Origin of the sequence: Cognatilysobacter segetis, assembly GCF_004359965.1 — a bacterium.
In the GTDB taxonomy this organism is placed as follows: Bacteria; Pseudomonadota; Gammaproteobacteria; order Xanthomonadales; family Xanthomonadaceae; genus Cognatilysobacter; species Cognatilysobacter segetis.
Genome location: NZ_SMRQ01000005.1, coordinates 22866 through 40176, shown reverse-complemented (window position 1 = coordinate 40176; position 17311 = coordinate 22866). Strand labels below are relative to the sequence as shown.

Sequence of the window (17311 nt, the reverse complement as noted above, 5' to 3'; positions counted from 1 at the left end):
CGCGGTCAGGCGGCGTCGACGAGCGTGTCGGCGTCCGGCGTTTCGACCACCAGAACGCGCGCCTCGCCCTGGGGCAGGGCGCGGTGCGCGATGCCCGCGCCGCCGCGCCACACGTCGCCGGCCACCAGCCGGGCGCTGCGCTCGATGCCGTCCTCGCGCCACTGCATCTCCACCGCGCCGGCGAGCACGACGAACAGCTCGTCGCCGTCGTTGACGTGCCAGGGGTAGGCGGCATTGGTCCAGTGCAGGTTCGCGGTGAGGCCCCCGAACGCGGCGACGGTGCGCGCGCCCCAGGGACGGTCGGCGGTGAACGCGGCGCCGCGGACGACCGCGACGCTCACCGGCAGGTCGCCGCGGCCGGAGCGCGCGCGGCGCAGCGGCCGGCGGCGTCGCGCGGCGGCGCCTTGCAGCGCGCCTCGGTCGGCAGGCCGTCGATGGGCAAAGGGCCGACGGCATGGGTGCCGGCGAGCAGGCCGGCGAGTGTCCTGAAGAACGCGGAACGGCACATGGCGGAACCTCCTTGGAAGGGAGGCGCAGTGTGTGCCGGCCACGCGGAGGTGATAATCCACCTGTCCGTGGCTTCTTTGTTTCCGCATGCATCCCAATGCCGACCTGCGCCTGACCGAGCGCCTCGCCGACATGGCGGTCTTCGCCGCGGTGCTCGACGCCGGCGGCTTCACCGCCGCCGGGCGCCGGCTCGGCCTGACCAAGGGCGCGGTCAGCAAGGCGGTGGGCCGGCTGGAGCGCCACCTCGGCACGCGCCTGCTGCTGCGCACCACGCGCCGGGTCAGCGCGACCGAGGCGGGCGATGCGCTGCTCGCCTACTGCCGCGAGGTGGTGCAGCAGGCCGACGCCGCGGAGCAGCACCTCGGCCGCCTGCGCGACGTGCCGCGCGGCCTGCTGCGCATCACCGCCACGGTGAGCTTCGGGGTCGCGCGCGTGGCGCCGCTGCTCGCGGGGCTCGCCGAACGGCATCCGCAGCTGCAGGTCGCGCTGCGCCTGGACGATGCCGTGGCCGACCTCGTCGGCGATCGCTACGACCTCGCGATCCGCATCGGCCGGCTGCCCGACTCGGGGCTGATCGCGCGCCGGCTCGGCACGATCCGCGGCTCGATCGTCGCGTCGCCCGCGTATCTCGCACGCCGCGGCGTGCCGCAGTCGATCGACGACCTGCGCGAGCACGACTGCCTGCGCTACGACGAGCACGCGCGCACCTGGTCGGTGCCCGGGCTGGAGCTGCCGATCGGCGCCGGCATCGCGGTGAACAGCACGCTCGGCCAGCTGCAGGTCGCACTGGCCGGCGGCGGCCTCGCGTTGCTGGCGGATTACCTCGCCGATCCGCACGTCGAGCGCGGCGACCTCGTACGCGTGCTGCCCGACCAGGCGACGTCACGCATCGACGTGCACGCGGTGCATCCCTATGCGCGCCACGTGCCGCCGAAAGTCGCCGCGGCGATCGCGTATTTCGCCGAGCACCTCGGCGACGACGTGGTAGTGGGCTGAGGCGCGACGTCAGGGCTTCGGCGGCGTGGCATGCGTGCGCGCGCCGTCCACCAGCGAATCCACCACGCCGGGGTCGGCGAGCGTCGAGGTATCGCCGAGCTGGTCCGGCGTGCCCTCGGCGATCTTGCGCAGGATGCGCCGCATGATCTTGCCCGAGCGTGTCTTGGGCAGCGACGGCGCCCACTGGATGCGATCGGGCGTGGCGATCGCGCCGATCGCGCTGCGCACCGCCTGCACGAGTTCGCTGCGCAGCGCCTCGCTGGGCTCGCGGTCGGCCACCAGCGTCACGTAGGCATGGATGCCCTGGCCCTTGATGTCGTGCGGATAGCCGACCACCGCGGCCTCCGCGACATGCGCATGCGCGACCAGCGCGCTCTCCACTTCCGCGGTGCCGATGCGATGGCCGCTGACATTGATGACGTCGTCGACGCGGCCGGTGATCCAGTAGTAGCCGTCGGCATCGCGCCGGCAGCCGTCGCCGGTGAAGTACATGCCGGGATACGTCGAGAAATACGTCTCGATGAAGCGCGCATGGTCGCCGTAGACCGTGCGCATCTGGCCGGGCCAGGAATCGAGCAGCACGAGGTTGCCCTCGGCCTCGCCCTCGAGCACGCGGCCCTCGGGGTCGACCAGCGCGGGCCGCACGCCGGGCAGCGGCAGCGTCGCCGAGCCGGGCTTGGCCGCGACCGCGCCCGGCAACGGCGCGATCAGGATGCCGCCGGTCTCGGTCTGCCACCACGTATCGACCACCGGACAGCGCGCATCGCCCACGACGTCGTGATACCAGCGCCACGCCTCCGGATTGATCGGCTCGCCGACGGTGCCCAGCAGGCGCAGCGACGCGCGCGAGGTGCGCCTGACCGGCGCGTCGCCCTCGCGCATCAGCGCGCGGATCGCGGTAGGCGCGGTGTAGAAGATCGTGACGCGATGGCGATCGATCACGTTCCAGAAGCGCGAGCTGTCGGGGAAGTTCGGCACGCCCTCGAACACCACCTGCGTGGCGCCGTTGGCGAGCGGGCCGTAGACCACGTAGCTGTGCCCGGTGATCCAGCCGACGTCGGCCGTGCACCAGTAGACGTCGTCCTCGCGCAGGTCGAACACCGCCTCGTGCGTCCAGCTCGCCCAGGCGAGGTAGCCGCCCGTGGTGTGCAGCACGCCCTTCGGCTTGCCGGTGCTGCCGGAGGTGTAGAGGATGAACAGCGGATCCTCCGCGCCCATCGCCTCGGGCTCGCAGGTGTCGGGCTGGATGTCGGTGACGGCATGGAACCAGCGGTCGCGCGGCATCTGCATGTCGATGCCCGCACCGGTATGACGCACGACCAGCACCGTCTCCACCGAATTCGGACCGGGCAGCTTCAACGCCGCATCGACGTTCGCCTTCAGCGGGATGCGCTTGCCGCCGCGCAGGCCCTCGTCGGCGGTGATGACCAGCTTGCTGCCGCAGTCGGCGATGCGGTCGGCGATCGACTGCGGCGCGAAGCCGCCGAACACCACCGAATGCACGGCGCCGATGCGCGCGCAGGCGAGCATGGCCACCACCGCGTCGACGATCATCGGCAGGTAGATGGTGACGCGGTCGCCGCGCCGCACGCCGAGGTTGCGCAAGGCGTTGCCGAGCCGGCAGACGCGGGCATGCAGCTCGCGGTAGGTCACCGACTGCGCGGGCGCGCCCGGATCGTCGGCCTCGAACAGCAGCGCGACCTTGTCGCCGCGCGTGGCGAGGTGCCGGTCCAGGCAGTTCACGCTCGCATTGAGCACGCCGTCGGCGTACCAGCGGATGTGGAAGTCGTCCCGCTCGAAGCTCGTGTCCTTCAGCTGCGTGGGACCACGCTGCCAATCGAGCCGATCGGCCAGGCGCCGCCAGAACGCATCGGGATCGTGCGCGGCCTCCGCGTCGAGTGCCGCGCGCGCGGCGGCGTCGATGCGCGTGCGGGCGGCGAAGGCGGTCGGGACGGGCAGCGTCTCGGGCGTGGACATGCGGGGCTCCTCGCGAATGGCGGGGAGTGTGCCGCAGCGGCCGCGACGGTTACAGCGCGGCGGTCGCGCGACGCGCGCGCAGCAGCTCCAGCACCGAGGGCAACAGGCCGAGCAGCAGCGACGTCGCCACCACGGTCGCGACCACCGCGGGCGGGAAGGCGGGATCGCGCAGGCGCCAGCGCCAGTCCGCGTCGCCCGGCCCGACCAGCCCGCGCAGCACGGGTGCGTAGAGCATCGCCAGCAGCGCCAGCGCGACCCACGGGATGGCGTCCAGCGCCACGTGGATCTTCTGCTCGCCCGGGCCGATGTGGCGCACGCGGTCGGCGAAGCGCGAGTCGCGCCAGGACGTCCACCCGTGCACCAGCACGGCGGCCGCGGCGATCAGGAACACCGGCGCCGTGACCTCGAGGAACAGCACCAGCAGCACCGGGATGCCCATCTGCACGCACATGGCGACGTGCATCCACGACTCGTGCGTGCCGGTATGCAGCTCGATGCGGTCGCGACGGTGCACCCAGACGTCGGCGACGCCCGCCAGCAGCCACAGCGGGTACACGACTGCGCCGAGCAGCGTCCAGAGCATTGCGGGGGTGATGGCGGCCTGCATGCGCACAGCCTCCGCGCCGGCGGGTGAAGCGTCGGTGGCGACGGCTACACGCCGACCGGATAGGTGTCGGGCACACCGCCCGCGTGCGGCCCTTCGAGCGCATCCAGGGCGCGGGTGTGCTCGAACCAGACGTAGGCGTCGAACTGCGCCGGCAGCGACACCTCGGCGTAGTGGCTCCAGCGCTCCGTGTCGGGGCGGTAGATCACCCCGATGAAGCGCTCCTGCCGCTCGGCGGCCAGTGCCGTGTTCAGTCCGGCATCGGCGCCGCGCAGGTGCAGCACGCCGCGCGGCTCGCCCGCGTCGACGAACAGCCGCTCCACGCTGCCCGCCATCGACGGGTTGACCGGCATCACGCGCATCGGCGCGTCCCAGTCGCTGGCGGCGGCGACGGTGCCCGTGTGCGTGCCGAAGCCGATCAGCGCGGCGTCGCGACCGAACTGCTCGCGGCAGAGCTGGCCGAGGTTGAACTCGCCGCGCGTGCGGCCCATCTCGGTGAAGCGCGCGTCGCCGATGTGCGAGTTGTGCGCCCACACCACCGCGCGCGAAGACTCGCCGCGGGCGCGCAGCACCTGCAGCAGCGTCTCGGCCATGTGCGCGTCGCGGACGTTCCACGACTCGGCCGCCCCACGGTACATCGCGCGGTAGTAGTTCTCGGCGTTCGCGACCAGGCGCGCGTTCTGCTCGGCCTCGAACCACTCGGCGCCGTCGCGCTGCGCGAGCTCGACGCGCTTTTCGAGCATTTCCCGCAGCATCGCCAGCACCGCGTCCTCGCACTTCGCGTGGCCGTACGTGAGCGCGGCCAGGCCGTAGTGCGCGGGGTCCTTGACCCACGGCATCAGGCAGCCGTAGCGCTCGCGCGCGATCACGGCGGTTTCAGGGTCGCGCTCGTCGAGGTAGTCGATGACCGCGCGGATCGACGCGTTCAGGCTGTACAGGTCGAGTCCGTAGACGCCCGCGCGGTCGTGCGCGGCGCGCGTCTCGTTGAACCGGCGCATCCAGCGGAACAGCGCGGCGACCTCCGCGTTGCGCCACATCCAGGTCGGGAAGCGCGTGAACGGCGGCTCGGCGTCCTCGTTGGCCGCGCGGTGGCGCACGTGGCGGTCGATCACCGCCGCGTCGGGCCAGTCGGCTTCGAGCGCGACGATGCGGAAGCCGTGCCGCTCGACCAGCCGCTTCGTGATCGCCGCGCGCGCGCGATAGAACTCCGACGTGCCGTGGCTCGCCTCGCCGAGCAGCACGACGCGGCAGTCGGCATAGCGGTCGAAAGTCTCCGCGAACGCGGGATCGTCGATGTCGGGCAGGGGCTCGATGGCCTCGCGCAGCCGCTCGGGAAGCCCGGGTTTCGCGGCGCGCGGCGCGATGTCGGGCGGCGTGGGCGTGCGTGCAAGTGGCGCGGTGTCGGTCTGGCGATGCATGGCGGGTCCTCCACCACCGATGCTCGACCCCGCGATGTCGCGCCGCGATCAATGCGCGCGCGCCAGCGGCCGCAACGCTGCGTCCGTCGCGCGGCACGGCCGGCTTCACGGCGCGCGCCTACGATGCCGGCTCGCCACCGGAGCCGCGCCATGCTCGACCTCTATTACTGGGCCACGCCCAACGGCTACAAGATCCGCCTGTTCCTCGAGGAAACCGGCCTCGAGCACCGCATCCTGCCGGTCGACATCCGCGCCGGCGAGCAGTTCCGGCCCGAATTCCTCGCGATCGCACCGAACAACCGCATTCCCGCGATCGTCGACCACGCGCCGGCCGACGGCGGCGGGCCGCTGTCGTTGTTCGAATCCGGCGCGATCCTGCTTTATCTGGCGGAGAAGACCGGCCGCTTCATCCCGCTGGACCTGCGCGGCCGCGTCGACGTGCTGCAGTGGCTGTTCTGGCAGATGGGGGGCCTTGGCCCGATGGCCGGGCAGAACGGCCATTTCAACGTCTACGCGCCCGAGAAGGTGCCGTACGCGATCGACCGCTACACGCGCGAGACCGCGCGGCTCTATGGCGTGCTCGACAGGCGACTGGCCGACCGCGAGTACGTCGCGGGCGACGCGTATTCCATCGCCGACATGGCGATCTATCCCTGGATCGTGCCGCACGAGGCGCACAAGCAGAACCTCGACGACACGCCGAACCTCAAGCGCTGGTTCGCGCAGGTGGGCGAACGCGAGGCTACGAAGCGCGTGTACGCCGATGCGCAGGCGTCGTACGCGAAGCCGATGACGGACGAGGAGCGGAAGGTGCTGTTCGGGGCGCCGGCGAAGTAAGTCGTGCGCAAGGGCTTCTTGCAGTCTCGCCCAAAGCGAGATCAGATCGGCGCCCGCTTTCCAGTGCTTTGAAGCGCGACGGCAATCGTAGAGACCCCGAAGGGGCGGCCGACACGATGTCGGCCGTCGCCACCCGAGCCATGGATGGCGAGTGTGGCGATCGCGGGGAGCCCGCACGTTGCGGGCTGTAGATCCGTCGAGAAGGGTGCTTTCTTTGGTTACCTTTCTTTGCACCAGCAAAGAAAGTAACTCGGCCGCGTCAGCGGACGAAACTGCGTTGATCGCCGCGAACCGCAGCGACTAGAGAGACAACAAGCTCCCGAACACGCGCCGCCGCCCGCTCAGCGGATCATCAAACCCGATCGACCGTGCAAGAAGCGCAAGCGGCGCACCGTCGCCCGCGACTACTTCCCCATACAACCGATCATGCGCGATCGGCGCCCCCAGCGCCGCCATATGCACGCGCAGCTGGTGCTTGCGCCCCGTGGCCGGCTCGAGCGCGTAACGCCATAAGGTTTCGCTGCGCTCGAGAACATCGATGCGACTGCAACTGTTCGCCATGCCGTCGACCTCGCGCATCGCGGGAAACCGCGCGCCGGGCTCGACGCGACTGCGGCGTTCGAGTGGAAACACGAGATGCGGAAGCGGCGGCGCGATCGCCTCGTAGCGCTTGTCGATCGCGCGACTGCGAAACAGTTCGAGGTAGGCGTCGCGCGTGGCGGCCCGCAGCGAGAACATGACGAGCCCCGCCGTGTCGCGATCGATCCGATGCAGCGGCGCGATGTCGTCGATGCCGAGCCTGCGGACGAGCCGCGCGAGCAACGTGTCGTGGACGAAGCGTCCGGCCGGCATCACCGCGAGCCCGTGCGGCTTGTCCACCACCGCGATGTCGGCGTCGACGTGCAGCAGCGTTTCGATGCCGCTGCACGCCTCCTCGTCCGGCACTTCGCGGTAGTAGAAGACGTCGCCGCCGCGGACGAGCACGGTCGATGCGTCCAACGCGATGCCCTGCGCATCGAGCACGCGGCCGCGCGCGAAGCGCGACGCCCACGCGTCGCGATCGACCGACGGAAAGCGCGCGCACAGCGCATCGAGCACCGTCACGCCATCACCCGGCCGCAGCTGCACGCGGCTCGCGCCGACGCCGTCGATCGCCGGCGGCTTCATTCAGCGCTGCGGCGGCGCGGCGAGTTCGCGCGCGTCGAGCACGCCGTCGTGGTTGACGTCCTGCTTCGCGAATCGTGCCGCGAGTGCGGCGCGATGCTCCGTCAGCGAAATGGGCTTGCCGCGACCGCCCGGCAGTTCGGCCTGCGACACGCTGCCGTCGTGGTTCACGTCCATGCGCTCGAACGCATAGCCCATCCAGGCCTGGAACTCGGCCAGCGACACGCGGCGGTCGCCGTCGGTGTCCATGCGCGCGAGGTAGTCGCCGCTCGACGTCACCGGCCCCGCGGCGAGCGCCGCAAACGACGGGGCCGCGCAGATCAGCGCGGCCCCGAGGTGGCGGATGCCCATGCGCATGTCAGTGCGCGGTGGCGAGCGCGTAGCCCTTCAGGCGCGCGCTGAACTGCTGCAGCGAGGCGATGCCGCTGGCTTCCGCCTCCTGGCACCAGGCATGCAGGCGCGCCAGCGTGGCCTTCGCGTCGTGCGAGCGGTCGTCGAGCACCTGCGCGAGGCGCGCGCGGTACTCGGCGACGGTCGCGAGCTTCGGGCGCTCGGCGAGGAACGCGGCGAGCCGCGCCTTCTTGTCGTCGTCGAGCCAGCGGCCGCCGTCGGCCAGGCCCTTGCGCAGCTTGGACGGCAGCAGGTGGCGCGCCTTCGCGCCGACCGCCGCGGCTTCCTCGCGCAGCGCCGGCAGCGTGACGCCGCGGTAGTAGTCGGTCATCGCCTGGAAGCGGATCGCGAGCAGCGCCTTGAGCGTCTCGCCGTCCGGCATCGCGATGTTCGGGCGCACGTCCAGGCTCGGCGCGACGCGCAGCACCTTGGCCAGGCGCACCGCCTCGAGCGACCTGATCGCCGCCCAGCCGATGTCGAATTCCCACTTGCGCAGCGCGAACTTCGCGCTCGACGGGAACGCGTGGTGGTTGTTGTGCAGCTCCTCGCCGCCGATCCAGACCGCCCACGGCACGAGGTTGGTCGCGGTGTCGGTGGTCTCGAAGTTGCGGTAGCCCCACCAGTGGCCGAGGCCGTTGACGACGCCGGCGGCCCAGAACGGGATCCACGCCATCTGGATCGCCCACACGGCGATGCCCTTGAAGCCGAACAGCGCGAACGACAGGAACAGCAGCAGCGTCGGCCCGAAGGTGGCGAACGGCGTGTAGAGCTTGCGCTCGATCCAGTCGTCCGGGCAGCCCTTGCCGTACTTCTCGATGTCCTCGCGCTGCGCGCGCGCGTCGCGGTAGAGCTCGACGCCGCGCCAGAAGACGGTCTTGATGCCCTTGATCTGCGGGCTGTGCGGATCCTCTTCGGTCTCGCACTTGGCGTGGTGCTTGCGATGGATCGCCGCCCACTCCTTGGTGATCATCGAGGTGGTGAGCCAGCACCAGAAACGGAAGAAATGCGCCAGCACCGGGTGGAAATCCACCGCGCGGTGCGCCTGCGAACGGTGCAGGTAGAGGGTGACGGTGAAGATGGTCAGCTGCGTCGCCACCAGCAGGTAGAGCAGCATCGATCCCCAACCGAACTGCAGCAGCCCGCCGGTCAGGAAATCAATCAGGGAAGAAGACATCGAACACTCCAGGGGGAAGCGGCCGTACAGGCCGTGTCGCGCCAGCGACAGAGCCATCATGCCATCCGCATATGCACGGCAGCCCACCGCAAAATGAGCAGGGGCCAACGATTCACGCATGCGCGGGCGTGAAGGCGGCCGGTGCCTTGCGCGACGCGGCCGGCGTCGCCACCTTGCAGGCGAGCCCCGCCGGATGCCGCGATGCCCGAACTGCCCGAAGTCGAGACCACGCGCCGCGGCCTGGCGCCGCACGTCGAGGGCCGGCGCGTGGTCCACGTGACGCTGCGTCGCCCGGACCTGCGCTGGCCGATCCCGCCCGAGGTCTCGAACCTGCTGCCGGGCCAGCGCATCGAGGCCGTGCGGCGCCGCGCAAAGTACCTGCTGGTCGACACCGCGGCCGGCAGCGCGCTGCTGCACCTCGGCATGTCGGGCAGCCTGCGCGTGCTGCCGGCCGATACGCCGTTGCGCGCGCACGACCACGTCGACCTCGCGCTCGATTCCGGCCGCGTCCTGCGCTTCAACGACCCCCGCCGCTTCGGCTGCCTGCTGTGGCAGCCGGTCGGCGAGACGCACGAACTGCTGGCCGGGCTCGGCCCCGAGCCGCTCTCGGACGCGTTCGACGGCGATTACCTGTACCGGCTGTCACGCGGCCGGCGCGCGTCGGTGAAGACCTTCCTGATGGACCAGGCGGTCGTCGTGGGCGTCGGCAACATCTACGCCGCCGAGGCCCTGTTCACCGCGGGCATCTCGCCGCTGCGCGAGGCGGGCAAGGTGTCGCGCGAGCGCTATCGCCGCCTGGCCGAGGCGGTGAAGGCCATCCTCGGCTACGCCATCACCCGGGGTGGCACCACGCTGCGCGATTTCATCAGCCCCGATGGCGCGCCCGGCTATTTCGAGCAGGAGCTCGCGGTCTACGGGCGCGACGGCCAGCCCTGCCGCGCCTGCGGCCGCGCGCTGCGGCTTTCGACGGTCGGACAACGCGCAAGCGTGTGGTGCCCGGCCTGCCAACGCTGACCGCCCGTCGAACGGGCCCGACCGGCCATGCCTTCCGGGCCACGGCCGGCACGGGACGGCGGCGTATAGTCCGGCCGGAAGGAGCCCTACGTCATGACGGACAGCGCCGAGATCACCCAATGGCTGGACGCCGCGCGCGGAGGCAACCGCGAGGCGCTCGATCGCGTGCTCGGCACCCTCTACGACGAGCTGCACGCCATGGCGCGCCGCCAGCTCGCCGGCCAGCAGGAACAGACGCTCGACGCCACCGCGCTGGTCCACGAGGCCTACCTCAAGCTCATCGGCAACCACGGCGCCGAGTTCGGCGACCGCGCCCACTTCTTCGCCTACGCCTCCACCGCCATGCGCAGCGTGGTGGTCGACCACGTGCGCCAGCGCCTCGCGCAGAAGCGCGGCGGCGACATGGAGCGCGTGACGTCGATTCCCGAGGATGGCGAAGGCGCGATCCGCCTCGACGAGGAGCTGTTGGCGCTCGACGGCGCGCTCGACAAGCTGGCGGCGGTCGACCCGCGGCTGGCGCAGGTGGTCGAGCTGCGCTACTTCGGCGGCCTGTCGGAGCTGGAGATCGCCGCGCTGCAGGACCGCTCCGAACGCAGCATCCGCCGCGACTGGCAGAAGGCGCGGCTGTTCCTGCTGGCCAGCCTGGAAGGCGACGAGCAGGCCGCCTGAGCTTGGCCGTGCGCGGTCGCTGAGCCATGGATCCCGCACGCTGGCTGCGCCTGTCGCCGCACCTCGACGAACTGCTCGAGCTCGACCCGTCCGAGCGCGGCGCGCGGCTCGCCGAAATCGCCGGCGACGACGCCGAGCTCGCGACCGAGCTCACCAAGATGCTCGCACTGGAGACCGGGCGCGACGACTTCCTCGCCGAACCGATCGTCGTGCCGAAGGCCCTGCTGCGCGAGGGCAGCGAGATCGGGCCGTACCGTCTGGAGGAGCTGCTCGGTGAAGGCGGCATGGGCCAGGTCTGGCGCGCGGTGCGCGCCGACGGGCTCTACCAGCGCCGCGTCGCGCTCAAGCTGCTGCGCCCGGGCCTGACCGACCAGAACCTGCGCCTGCGCTTCGCGCGCGAGCGGCAGATCCTCGCGCGGCTCGCGCATCCGCACATCGCCGGCCTGCTGGACGCGGGCGTCAGTGCCGAGGGCGTGCCCTACCTCGCGCTCGAATACGTCGAGGGCGAGCCGATCACGCGCTACTGGAAGCGGCTCGACGTGCCGCTGGACGCGCGCCTGCGCATGTTCCGCCAGGTCTGCGCGGCGGTCAGCCATGCGCATGCCAACCTCGTGGTCCACTGCGACCTCAAGCCGTCGAACATCCTGGTCACGCGCGACGGCCAGGTGCGCCTGCTCGACTTCGGCATCGCCAAGCTGCTCGAGGCCGGTGCGCCGCGCGTCGACCACACGCGCACCGGCGCGCGCGCGTTCACCCTGCACTACGCGGCGCCCGAGCAGATCCGCGGCGCGCCGGTCACGACGATGACCGACGTGTACTCGCTCGGCGTCGTGCTCTATGAGCTGCTCACCGGCACGAAGCCCTATCGCCTCAAGCGCCAGAGCGACGCCGAGTGGGAGGAAGCGATCCTCAGCGTCGACCCGGTGCGCCCGTCGCAGATGCTGGTGCGGCAGGCCGAGCTCGAGTCCGACCGCTTCCAGCGCCAGCAGCTGCGCCGCCGCGCGCGCCGCCTGGCCGGCGACCTCGACAACATCGTGATGCGCACGCTGTGCAAGGAGCCCGACGCGCGTTATCCGTCGGTGGAGGCGCTCAGCGAGGACCTCGCGCGCCACCTCGACGGCCGCCCGGTGCAGGCGCGCTCGCAGGGCCTGCTGTACGTCGCGCGCAAGTTCCTGCGGCGCCACCGCTGGGCACTCGCCGGCAGCACGGCGGCCGTCGTGTTCACCGCGGTGGCGGTGGGCGTGACCTGGCGGCAGAGCCGCGAGGCGATGGACGAGGCGCGCCGCACGCAGGCCATGCGCGACTTCATCGCCAGCGTGTTCGAGAAGGCCGCAGAGACGCGCGCCGGCAGCGCGGTGGACCTGCGCAGCCTGCTCGATGCCGCGGTGGAGCGCGGCGACCGCGAACTCTCGCGCGAGCCCGCTGCGCAGGCCGAACTGTTCGGCCAGGTCGCGCGGCTGCGCATGGGCCTGGGCGACTATGGGCAGGCGCTGACGCTGCTCGAACGCCAGCGACGCCTGATCGAGCGCAATGCCGACGTCCCCGAGAGCCTGCGCATCGAGGCCGGCGCGCTGCGTGGCGACGTGCTGCGCCGCACCGGCGATGCGCGCGCCTGCACCGCCGGCATGCGCCCGCTGATCGCGCTCGCGGAGCGTCGCCAGGCGACGCTGCCGTCGCCGACCGCGGAATTCTTCTCGCAGCTCGGCCGCTGCGAACGCGCGCTGGGCGACGTCGCGCGGGCGCGCATGCTGTTCGCGCGCGCGCTCGCGCTGCGGCAGTCGGTGGACACCCCGGGCGCGGCGGTGGCGGAGATCGAGAGCCGCCTCGACCTCGCCACGCTGCAGGTCGACCAGGGCGAGTTCGACGACGCGCTGCGCACGTACCGCGAAGCGCGCGCCCGGCTCGACGCGGAAGTCGGGCCGAAGCATCCGCTGCAGGTCGACATCGGCCGGCAGATCGCCACGGTGGAACGCCGCCTCGGCCACCCCGGCCGCGCCGAACGCGAGCTGGTCGACACGCTCACCGTCGCGCAGGACGTGCACGGGCCGCAGCATCCGATCACGCTCGCGGTGCGTCGCGAACTGGCCGATGCGCTGATCGACCAGTCGCGCTGGCGCGACGCCGCGCTGCCGCTGCGCACGCGGCATGCGGAACTCACCGTGCGCCTGCCGGCCAACAGTCCCTACCTGCGCGACAGCCACCTCGTGCTGGCGCGCGTGGAATGGCAGCTGGGGCGGCTGCCGGCGGCGCTGTCGTCGCTGCAGAGCGCGCTGTCGATCGACCGCCATCGCGGCGATCCCGATGCGATCGCCGAAAGCCTCGCCGCGCAGGCGCAGGTGCTGCACGAGGCCGGCCGCAGCGCCGAAGCGCGCCCGCTTCTGGACGAGGCGCGTGCGCTGCGCGTCGACCGCCATGGCGCGGCCGACGGCACGGTCGCCGACGTGGACCGGCTGATGGGCGAGATCGACGCCGCGCTCGGCGAACCGCGCGCGGTGCCGGAGCTGACCCGCGCGCTGCATTTCCTGCGGCTCGCGTACGGCATGAAGGATCCGCGCACGCGGCAGGCGCAGCTCGCGCTCGCGCGCGTGCAGGCCGCCCAGGGCGATCCGGTCGCGCTGCGCCTGCTCGACGTCATCGCGGCGTCGGCGCGGCACTCCGGGCGCGCGGAGCCGACCGCGTGGCGCGCGGCCGGGTATGCGGATGCGATCCGCTGCGCGGGGCGGCCGCGCTCGAGCGCCACGCGCCACCTCGCGCGCCTGCTCGACGCCGTGCGCGACGCGCAGCCGGACGGCGGCGTCGTGGTACGGGAACTCGAGCGGCTGCAGCACCAGTGCCAGCGCCCGAGCGTGCAGATCGCGATGCGCGACGCCGCGTCGGGGCCGTGACCGGCGCGATCGTTACGTCCGTTCCAGGGGCAATGGCGCCTGCATCGGATCGATCCGGCCCTCGCCCGCGGTGACCGCCTTGAACTGCGCCCGCGAGACCGAGACGTAGCGTTCGTTGCCGCCGATCTCGACCTGCGGACCGTCCTGCACGGCGCGGCCGTGCTCATCCACGCGCACGGTCATCGTCGCCTTCTTGCCCGTGTGGCAGATCGTCTTGATTTCGTCGATCTCGTCGGCCCACGCGAGCAGGTATTGCGAGCCCTCGAACAGTTCGCCGCGGAAATCCGTGCGCAGTCCGTAGCAGAGCACCGGAATGCGCAGGCGGTCGACGATCTCGGTGAGCTGCCAGACCTGCGCGCGGGTGAGGAACTGCGCCTCGTCCACCAGCACGCAGTGCAGCGGCCCGTGCGCGGCGATGTCGCGCTCGATGCAGCGCTGCAGGTCGTCGTCGCGCGAGAACGCGGTCGCCTGCGAGGACAGCCCGATGCGCGAGGCCACCACGCCGCGCCCGGCGCGGTCGTCGAGCGCGGGCGTGAGGATGTGCGTGCGCATGCCGCGCTCGGCGTAGTTGTGCGCCGACTGCAGCAGCGTGGTGGTCTTACCGGCGTTCATCGCCGAGTAGTAGAAGTACAGCTTCGCCATGCGGGGAGTTTACGCAGCGCCGATGCGGCCGCGAAGCGCGGCCGCCGGCATACCGCCGTGCGCTGGTCAGCGGCGGTCGCCGGCCTTCGGGTTGGCGGGCGCGGGTGCCGCGCCGGGGCGCGTGCGCACGTCCTGCAGGTCGCCGGCGTCGACGCGGCCGCCCGGGTTCTTCCACAGCGCGTCCTGCATGGCCCAGTACTTCTTCGGATCCCAGTAGCTGAAGCTGCGCAATTGCGCGGCATCGAGGGTCTGGTCGCCGAAGCTGCTCGGGATCGTCACCTTCACGTTGCCGGAGAAACCGGTACGGCTCCCGACGCCTTCCTTCGAGGCCCTGCGCAGCTGGTCGGCGAAACGCGGCTTGGCCGCCGCATCGCCGAACTCGGCGTAGATCGCCTGGCCTTCGGTCACGGCGCGCGCGCGATCGGCTTCGGTCATGCGCGCCCAGTAGCGCTCGCGGCGGATGACGAAATCCCTGTATCCGCGTTCGGCGGCGAGATCCATCCACGCATATGCCATCGCCATGTCCGCTGGCACGCCCTGGCCCGCGGCGTACATCTCCGCGATCAGGCCCTGCGACGGCTTGTCGCCGAAGCGCGCGGCGCGGCGCAGCAGCGTCATCGCCTCGTCGTACTGGCCCCGGCGGAAGCGGTCCACGCCGAACAACCGGTACTGGAGGTCCGGATGGCCGCGGAACGCGAATTCGTACTCGAGCGAGCGCGCGTCGGTCGGCGGCGCGGGCTTGGCATCGGATGCGGCGGCGGCGAAGGGCACGATCAAGGCGATCGCGGCGGAGAGCGTCAGTGCGAAGCGGCGCATGGCCATCCAGGGCAGTCGGAACGCGCGCAGTCTAGGGCGACGATCGGGCCTACGACAGCCAACTCATGGGCTAGCCGCGCCGCGTTCACGTTGGCGTTCAGTGCCGCGGCGTGCTGCGACGTCGGGCGCTTACCATGCGCGTCCCCCGGCACCGACCGACCGATGCACGGCCTCAATCCCCAACAGCGCGCCGCCGTCGAGCACTGCGACGGCCCCCTCCTCGTGCTCGCCGGCGCGGGCAGCGGCAAGACGCGCGTGATCGTCGAGAAGATTGCGCACCTGATCGCGACGGGCCGCATGCCGGCCAAGCGGATCGCAGCGATCACGTTCACCAACAAGGCCGCGAAGGAGATGCGCGAGCGCGTCGCCAAGCGCATCCGCGGCGACGCGGCGGAAGGCCTGACGATCTGCACCTTCCATGCGCTGGGACTGAAGTTCCTGCAGATCGAGCACGCGAAGGCGGGCCTGCGGCGCGGCTTCTCGATCTTCGATTCCGACGACAGCGCCGCGCAGATCAAGGACCTGCTGCCCGCCGGCAGCAAGCCCGACGTGATCGACGGCGTGCGCGGGCTGATCTCGCGCGCGAAGAACGCCGGCCTGTCGCCCGAGGAAGCGATGCGCGAGGCGCGCAGCCCGCGCGAGATCGAGGCGGCGACCGTCTACGACCTCTACCAGCAGCGCCTGTCGAGCTTCAACGCGGTCGACTTCGACGACCTGATCCGCCTGCCCGTGCAATTGCTCGAAGCCGACGAGGACATGTGCCTCGCCTGGCGCGAGCGCATCGGCTACCTGCTCGTCGACGAGTGCCAGGACACCAACGACGCGCAGTACCGCCTGCTGAAATCGCTGGCCGGCCCGCGCGGCCTGTTCACCTGCGTGGGCGACGACGACCAGTCGATCTACGCCTGGCGCGGCGCGAACCCCGACAACCTGCTGCAGCTCGGCAGCGACTACCCGACGCTGCGCATCGTCAAGCTGGAGCAGAACTACCGCTGCAGCAACCGCGTGCTGCGCGCGGCGAACACGCTGATCGCGAACAATCCGCACGAGCACCTGAAGACGCTGTGGTCGGACCAGCCCGACGGCGAGCGCATCCGCATCTGGGAATGCCGCGACGCCGCGCACGAGGCGGAGAAGGTGGCGGCGGAGATCCAGTTCATCGCGGCCAGCACGCGCGCGCCGTGGAGCGATTTCTGCCTGCTGTTCCGCGGCAACTTCCAGAGCCGCGCACTCGAGAAGGCGCTGCAGCTGCAGCGCGTGCCGTACCACCTCTCGGGCGGCACCGCGTTCCTCGATCGCGGCGAGGTCAAGGACGTGCTGAGCTGGCTGCGCCTGCTGGCCAACCCCGACGACGACGCGGCCTTCCTGCGCGCGGTGCAGGCGCCCAAGCGCGAGGTCGGCGCGGGCACGCTGGCCAGGCTCGCCGAACTGGCGCAGCACGCGCACATGCCGATGGCGCGGGCGATCGACAACGTCGGCGCGCTCAAGCAGTTGCCGCCGCGCGCGGCGAACGCACTCGACAGCTTCGGCACGCTGGTGCGCCAGCTGCGCGCGAAGTCGCAGCACGCGACGCCGGCCGAACTCGTCGGCGAGGTCGCCGAGCGCAGCGGGCTGCTGGCCAGCGTGCGTGCGCAGTGCAAGGACGAGGCGAGCTTCCAGCGTCGCAAGGCGAACATCGACGAGCTCGCCGGCTGGTTCGAGGGCGCGCGCAATGCGGGCCCGGGCGAACTCGCCGCGCAGCTCGCGCTACTCTCGCATGCCGACAAGGGCGAGGCCGGCAATCAGGTGCGGCTGATGAGCCTGCATGCCGCCAAGGGCCTGGAGTTCCGCTACGTCTTCATCGTCGGCATGGAAGACGGCACGCTGCCGCACGAGGCGAGCCTCGACGAAGGCCGTCTGGACGAGGAGCGACGCCTGCTCTACGTCGGCATCACCCGCGCGAAGGAACGGCTCTGGCTGTCGTATTCGAAACGCGCCGAGCGCTGGGGCGAAGTGCTGCGGCTCAAGCCAAGCCGCTTCCTCGACGAACTGCCGGCCTCGGAGATCCAGCGCGACGGCGCGGACCCCGTTGCGGACGCGGAGAACAAGAAGGCGCGCGCCGACGCCGGCTTCGCGGCGATCCGCGCGCTGCTGGACGGTTGACGTCCCGCGACGCGGCGGGCGTTGACCGCGGGCAAAAGAAAAGGCGGCCCGGAGGCCGCCTTTTCCATCGACGCAT

General features: G+C 71.5%; 16 protein-coding genes. 6 read left to right on the top strand and 10 right to left on the bottom strand.

All coding sequences use genetic code 11. From position 1 onward, the window contains the following. Positions 1–5: 5 nt before the first annotated feature. Both E4F61_RS02000 and E4F61_RS14585 read right to left on the bottom strand, forming a co-directional pair. A complete protein-coding gene (locus E4F61_RS02000; RefSeq protein ID WP_133477822.1) occupies positions 6–341 on the bottom strand; it encodes a cupin domain-containing protein in 336 nt (111 codons plus the stop codon). Next, positions 338–508 (bottom strand): hypothetical protein, encoded by a 171-nt coding sequence (locus E4F61_RS14585; protein WP_162301364.1) that lies wholly within the window; start codon positions 506–508, stop codon positions 338–340. The genes E4F61_RS02000 and E4F61_RS14585 overlap by 4 nt, the downstream gene beginning before the upstream one ends. Positions 509–594: 86 nt before the next feature. On the opposite strand from E4F61_RS14585, the gene E4F61_RS01995 reads away from it, so the two are divergent. After that, entirely contained in the window at positions 595–1503 is a 909-nt protein-coding gene (locus tag E4F61_RS01995) for a LysR family transcriptional regulator (protein ID WP_133477820.1), read from the top strand. 9 nt (positions 1504–1512) lie between these two features. On the opposite strand, the gene acs is transcribed toward E4F61_RS01995, so the two are convergent. The 3 genes from acs to E4F61_RS01980 are packed head-to-tail and all read right to left on the bottom strand — an operon-like array spanning position 1513 to position 5502. After that, positions 1513–3480, bottom strand: coding sequence for an acetate--CoA ligase (gene acs, locus E4F61_RS01990; protein WP_133477818.1), 1968 nt, complete (start codon positions 3478–3480; stop codon positions 1513–1515). A gap of 49 nt (positions 3481–3529) precedes the next feature. Continuing rightward, positions 3530–4087: a diguanylate cyclase gene (locus tag E4F61_RS01985; protein ID WP_133477816.1), complete on the bottom strand. Its 558-nt coding sequence runs from the start codon at positions 4085–4087 to the stop codon at positions 3530–3532. A 44-nt stretch (positions 4088–4131) separates the two neighbouring features. Next, the gene (locus E4F61_RS01980; RefSeq protein WP_133477814.1) at positions 4132–5502 is read right to left on the bottom strand and encodes an erythromycin esterase family protein; all 1371 of its coding nucleotides are present in this window, start codon (positions 5500–5502) and stop codon (positions 4132–4134) included. A 150-nt stretch (positions 5503–5652) separates the two neighbouring features. Between E4F61_RS01980 and E4F61_RS01975 the strand changes: the two genes are divergently transcribed. Further along, the gene (locus E4F61_RS01975; protein WP_133477812.1) at positions 5653–6339 is read left to right on the top strand and encodes a glutathione binding-like protein; all 687 of its coding nucleotides are present in this window, start codon (positions 5653–5655) and stop codon (positions 6337–6339) included. Between the two features lie 300 nt (positions 6340–6639). On the opposite strand, the gene E4F61_RS01970 is transcribed toward E4F61_RS01975, so the two are convergent. From E4F61_RS01970 to E4F61_RS01960, 3 genes are read right to left on the bottom strand one after another with little or no spacing between them, the layout of a single operon-like run. Further along, positions 6640–7506 (bottom strand): pseudouridine synthase, encoded by an 867-nt coding sequence (locus E4F61_RS01970; protein ID WP_133477811.1) that lies wholly within the window; start codon positions 7504–7506, stop codon positions 6640–6642. After that, on the bottom strand, positions 7507–7860 hold the full coding sequence (locus E4F61_RS01965) for an EF-hand domain-containing protein (protein ID WP_133477809.1): 354 nt from the start codon (positions 7858–7860) through the stop codon (positions 7507–7509). It abuts the gene before it with no gap. Between the two features lies 1 nt (position 7861). Beyond that, positions 7862–9067 carry a DesA family fatty acid desaturase gene (locus E4F61_RS01960; protein WP_133477807.1) on the bottom strand — a complete coding sequence of 402 codons (1206 nt, stop codon included), beginning with the start codon at positions 9065–9067 and terminating at the stop codon, positions 7862–7864. 201 nt (positions 9068–9268) lie between these two features. Here E4F61_RS01960 and mutM point away from each other — a divergent pair, with 201 nt between their 5' ends. The 3 genes from mutM to E4F61_RS01945 all read left to right on the top strand — a co-directional run bounded on the left by mutM (position 9269) and on the right by E4F61_RS01945 (position 13635). Then, positions 9269–10081 (top strand): bifunctional DNA-formamidopyrimidine glycosylase/DNA-(apurinic or apyrimidinic site) lyase, encoded by an 813-nt coding sequence (mutM, locus tag E4F61_RS01955; RefSeq protein ID WP_133477804.1) that lies wholly within the window; start codon positions 9269–9271, stop codon positions 10079–10081. A gap of 93 nt (positions 10082–10174) precedes the next feature. After that, positions 10175–10750: an ECF-type sigma factor gene (locus E4F61_RS01950; protein WP_133477802.1), complete on the top strand. Its 576-nt coding sequence runs from the start codon at positions 10175–10177 to the stop codon at positions 10748–10750. A 26-nt stretch (positions 10751–10776) separates the two neighbouring features. Then, on the top strand, positions 10777–13635 hold the full coding sequence (locus tag E4F61_RS01945; RefSeq protein ID WP_133477800.1) for a serine/threonine-protein kinase: 2859 nt from the start codon (positions 10777–10779) through the stop codon (positions 13633–13635). Positions 13636–13647: 12 nt separating this feature from the next. Here the strand turns inward: E4F61_RS01945 and E4F61_RS01940 are convergent, their stop codons facing one another. Next, complete coding sequence (locus tag E4F61_RS01940) at positions 13648–14277, bottom strand: thymidine kinase (protein WP_133477798.1); 630 nt, start codon at positions 14275–14277, stop codon at positions 13648–13650. A gap of 66 nt (positions 14278–14343) precedes the next feature. Continuing rightward, entirely contained in the window at positions 14344–15093 is a 750-nt protein-coding gene (locus E4F61_RS01935; protein WP_133477796.1) for a tetratricopeptide repeat protein, read from the bottom strand. A gap of 162 nt (positions 15094–15255) precedes the next feature. Here E4F61_RS01935 and E4F61_RS01930 point away from each other — a divergent pair, with 162 nt between their 5' ends. After that, positions 15256–17235: a UvrD-helicase domain-containing protein gene (locus tag E4F61_RS01930; protein WP_133477794.1), complete on the top strand. Its 1980-nt coding sequence runs from the start codon at positions 15256–15258 to the stop codon at positions 17233–17235. The last annotated feature ends 76 nt before the right edge of the window (positions 17236–17311 follow it).

Excerpts from the sequence above, each read along its gene's own strand:
- E4F61_RS14585 (WP_162301364.1), bottom strand. The coding sequence starts at position 508 with ATGTGCCGTTCCGCGTTCTTCAGGACACTCGCCGGCCTGCTCGCCGGC.
- E4F61_RS01995 (WP_133477820.1), top strand. The coding sequence starts at position 595 with ATGCATCCCAATGCCGACCTGCGCCTGACCGAGCGCCTCGCCGACATG.
- acs (WP_133477818.1), bottom strand. The coding sequence starts at position 3,480 with ATGTCCACGCCCGAGACGCTGCCCGTCCCGACCGCCTTCGCCGCCCGC.
- E4F61_RS01985 (WP_133477816.1), bottom strand. The coding sequence starts at position 4,087 with ATGCAGGCCGCCATCACCCCCGCAATGCTCTGGACGCTGCTCGGCGCA.
- E4F61_RS01980 (WP_133477814.1), bottom strand. The coding sequence starts at position 5,502 with ATGCATCGCCAGACCGACACCGCGCCACTTGCACGCACGCCCACGCCG.
- E4F61_RS01975 (WP_133477812.1), top strand. The coding sequence starts at position 5,653 with ATGCTCGACCTCTATTACTGGGCCACGCCCAACGGCTACAAGATCCGC.
- E4F61_RS01970 (WP_133477811.1), bottom strand. The coding sequence starts at position 7,506 with ATGAAGCCGCCGGCGATCGACGGCGTCGGCGCGAGCCGCGTGCAGCTG.
- E4F61_RS01965 (WP_133477809.1), bottom strand. The coding sequence starts at position 7,860 with ATGCGCATGGGCATCCGCCACCTCGGGGCCGCGCTGATCTGCGCGGCC.
- E4F61_RS01960 (WP_133477807.1), bottom strand. The coding sequence starts at position 9,067 with ATGTCTTCTTCCCTGATTGATTTCCTGACCGGCGGGCTGCTGCAGTTC.
- mutM (WP_133477804.1), top strand. The coding sequence starts at position 9,269 with ATGCCCGAACTGCCCGAAGTCGAGACCACGCGCCGCGGCCTGGCGCCG.
- E4F61_RS01950 (WP_133477802.1), top strand. The coding sequence starts at position 10,175 with ATGACGGACAGCGCCGAGATCACCCAATGGCTGGACGCCGCGCGCGGA.
- E4F61_RS01945 (WP_133477800.1), top strand. The coding sequence starts at position 10,777 with ATGGATCCCGCACGCTGGCTGCGCCTGTCGCCGCACCTCGACGAACTG.
- E4F61_RS01940 (WP_133477798.1), bottom strand. The coding sequence starts at position 14,277 with ATGGCGAAGCTGTACTTCTACTACTCGGCGATGAACGCCGGTAAGACC.
- E4F61_RS01935 (WP_133477796.1), bottom strand. The coding sequence starts at position 15,093 with ATGCGCCGCTTCGCACTGACGCTCTCCGCCGCGATCGCCTTGATCGTG.
- E4F61_RS01930 (WP_133477794.1), top strand. The coding sequence starts at position 15,256 with ATGCACGGCCTCAATCCCCAACAGCGCGCCGCCGTCGAGCACTGCGAC.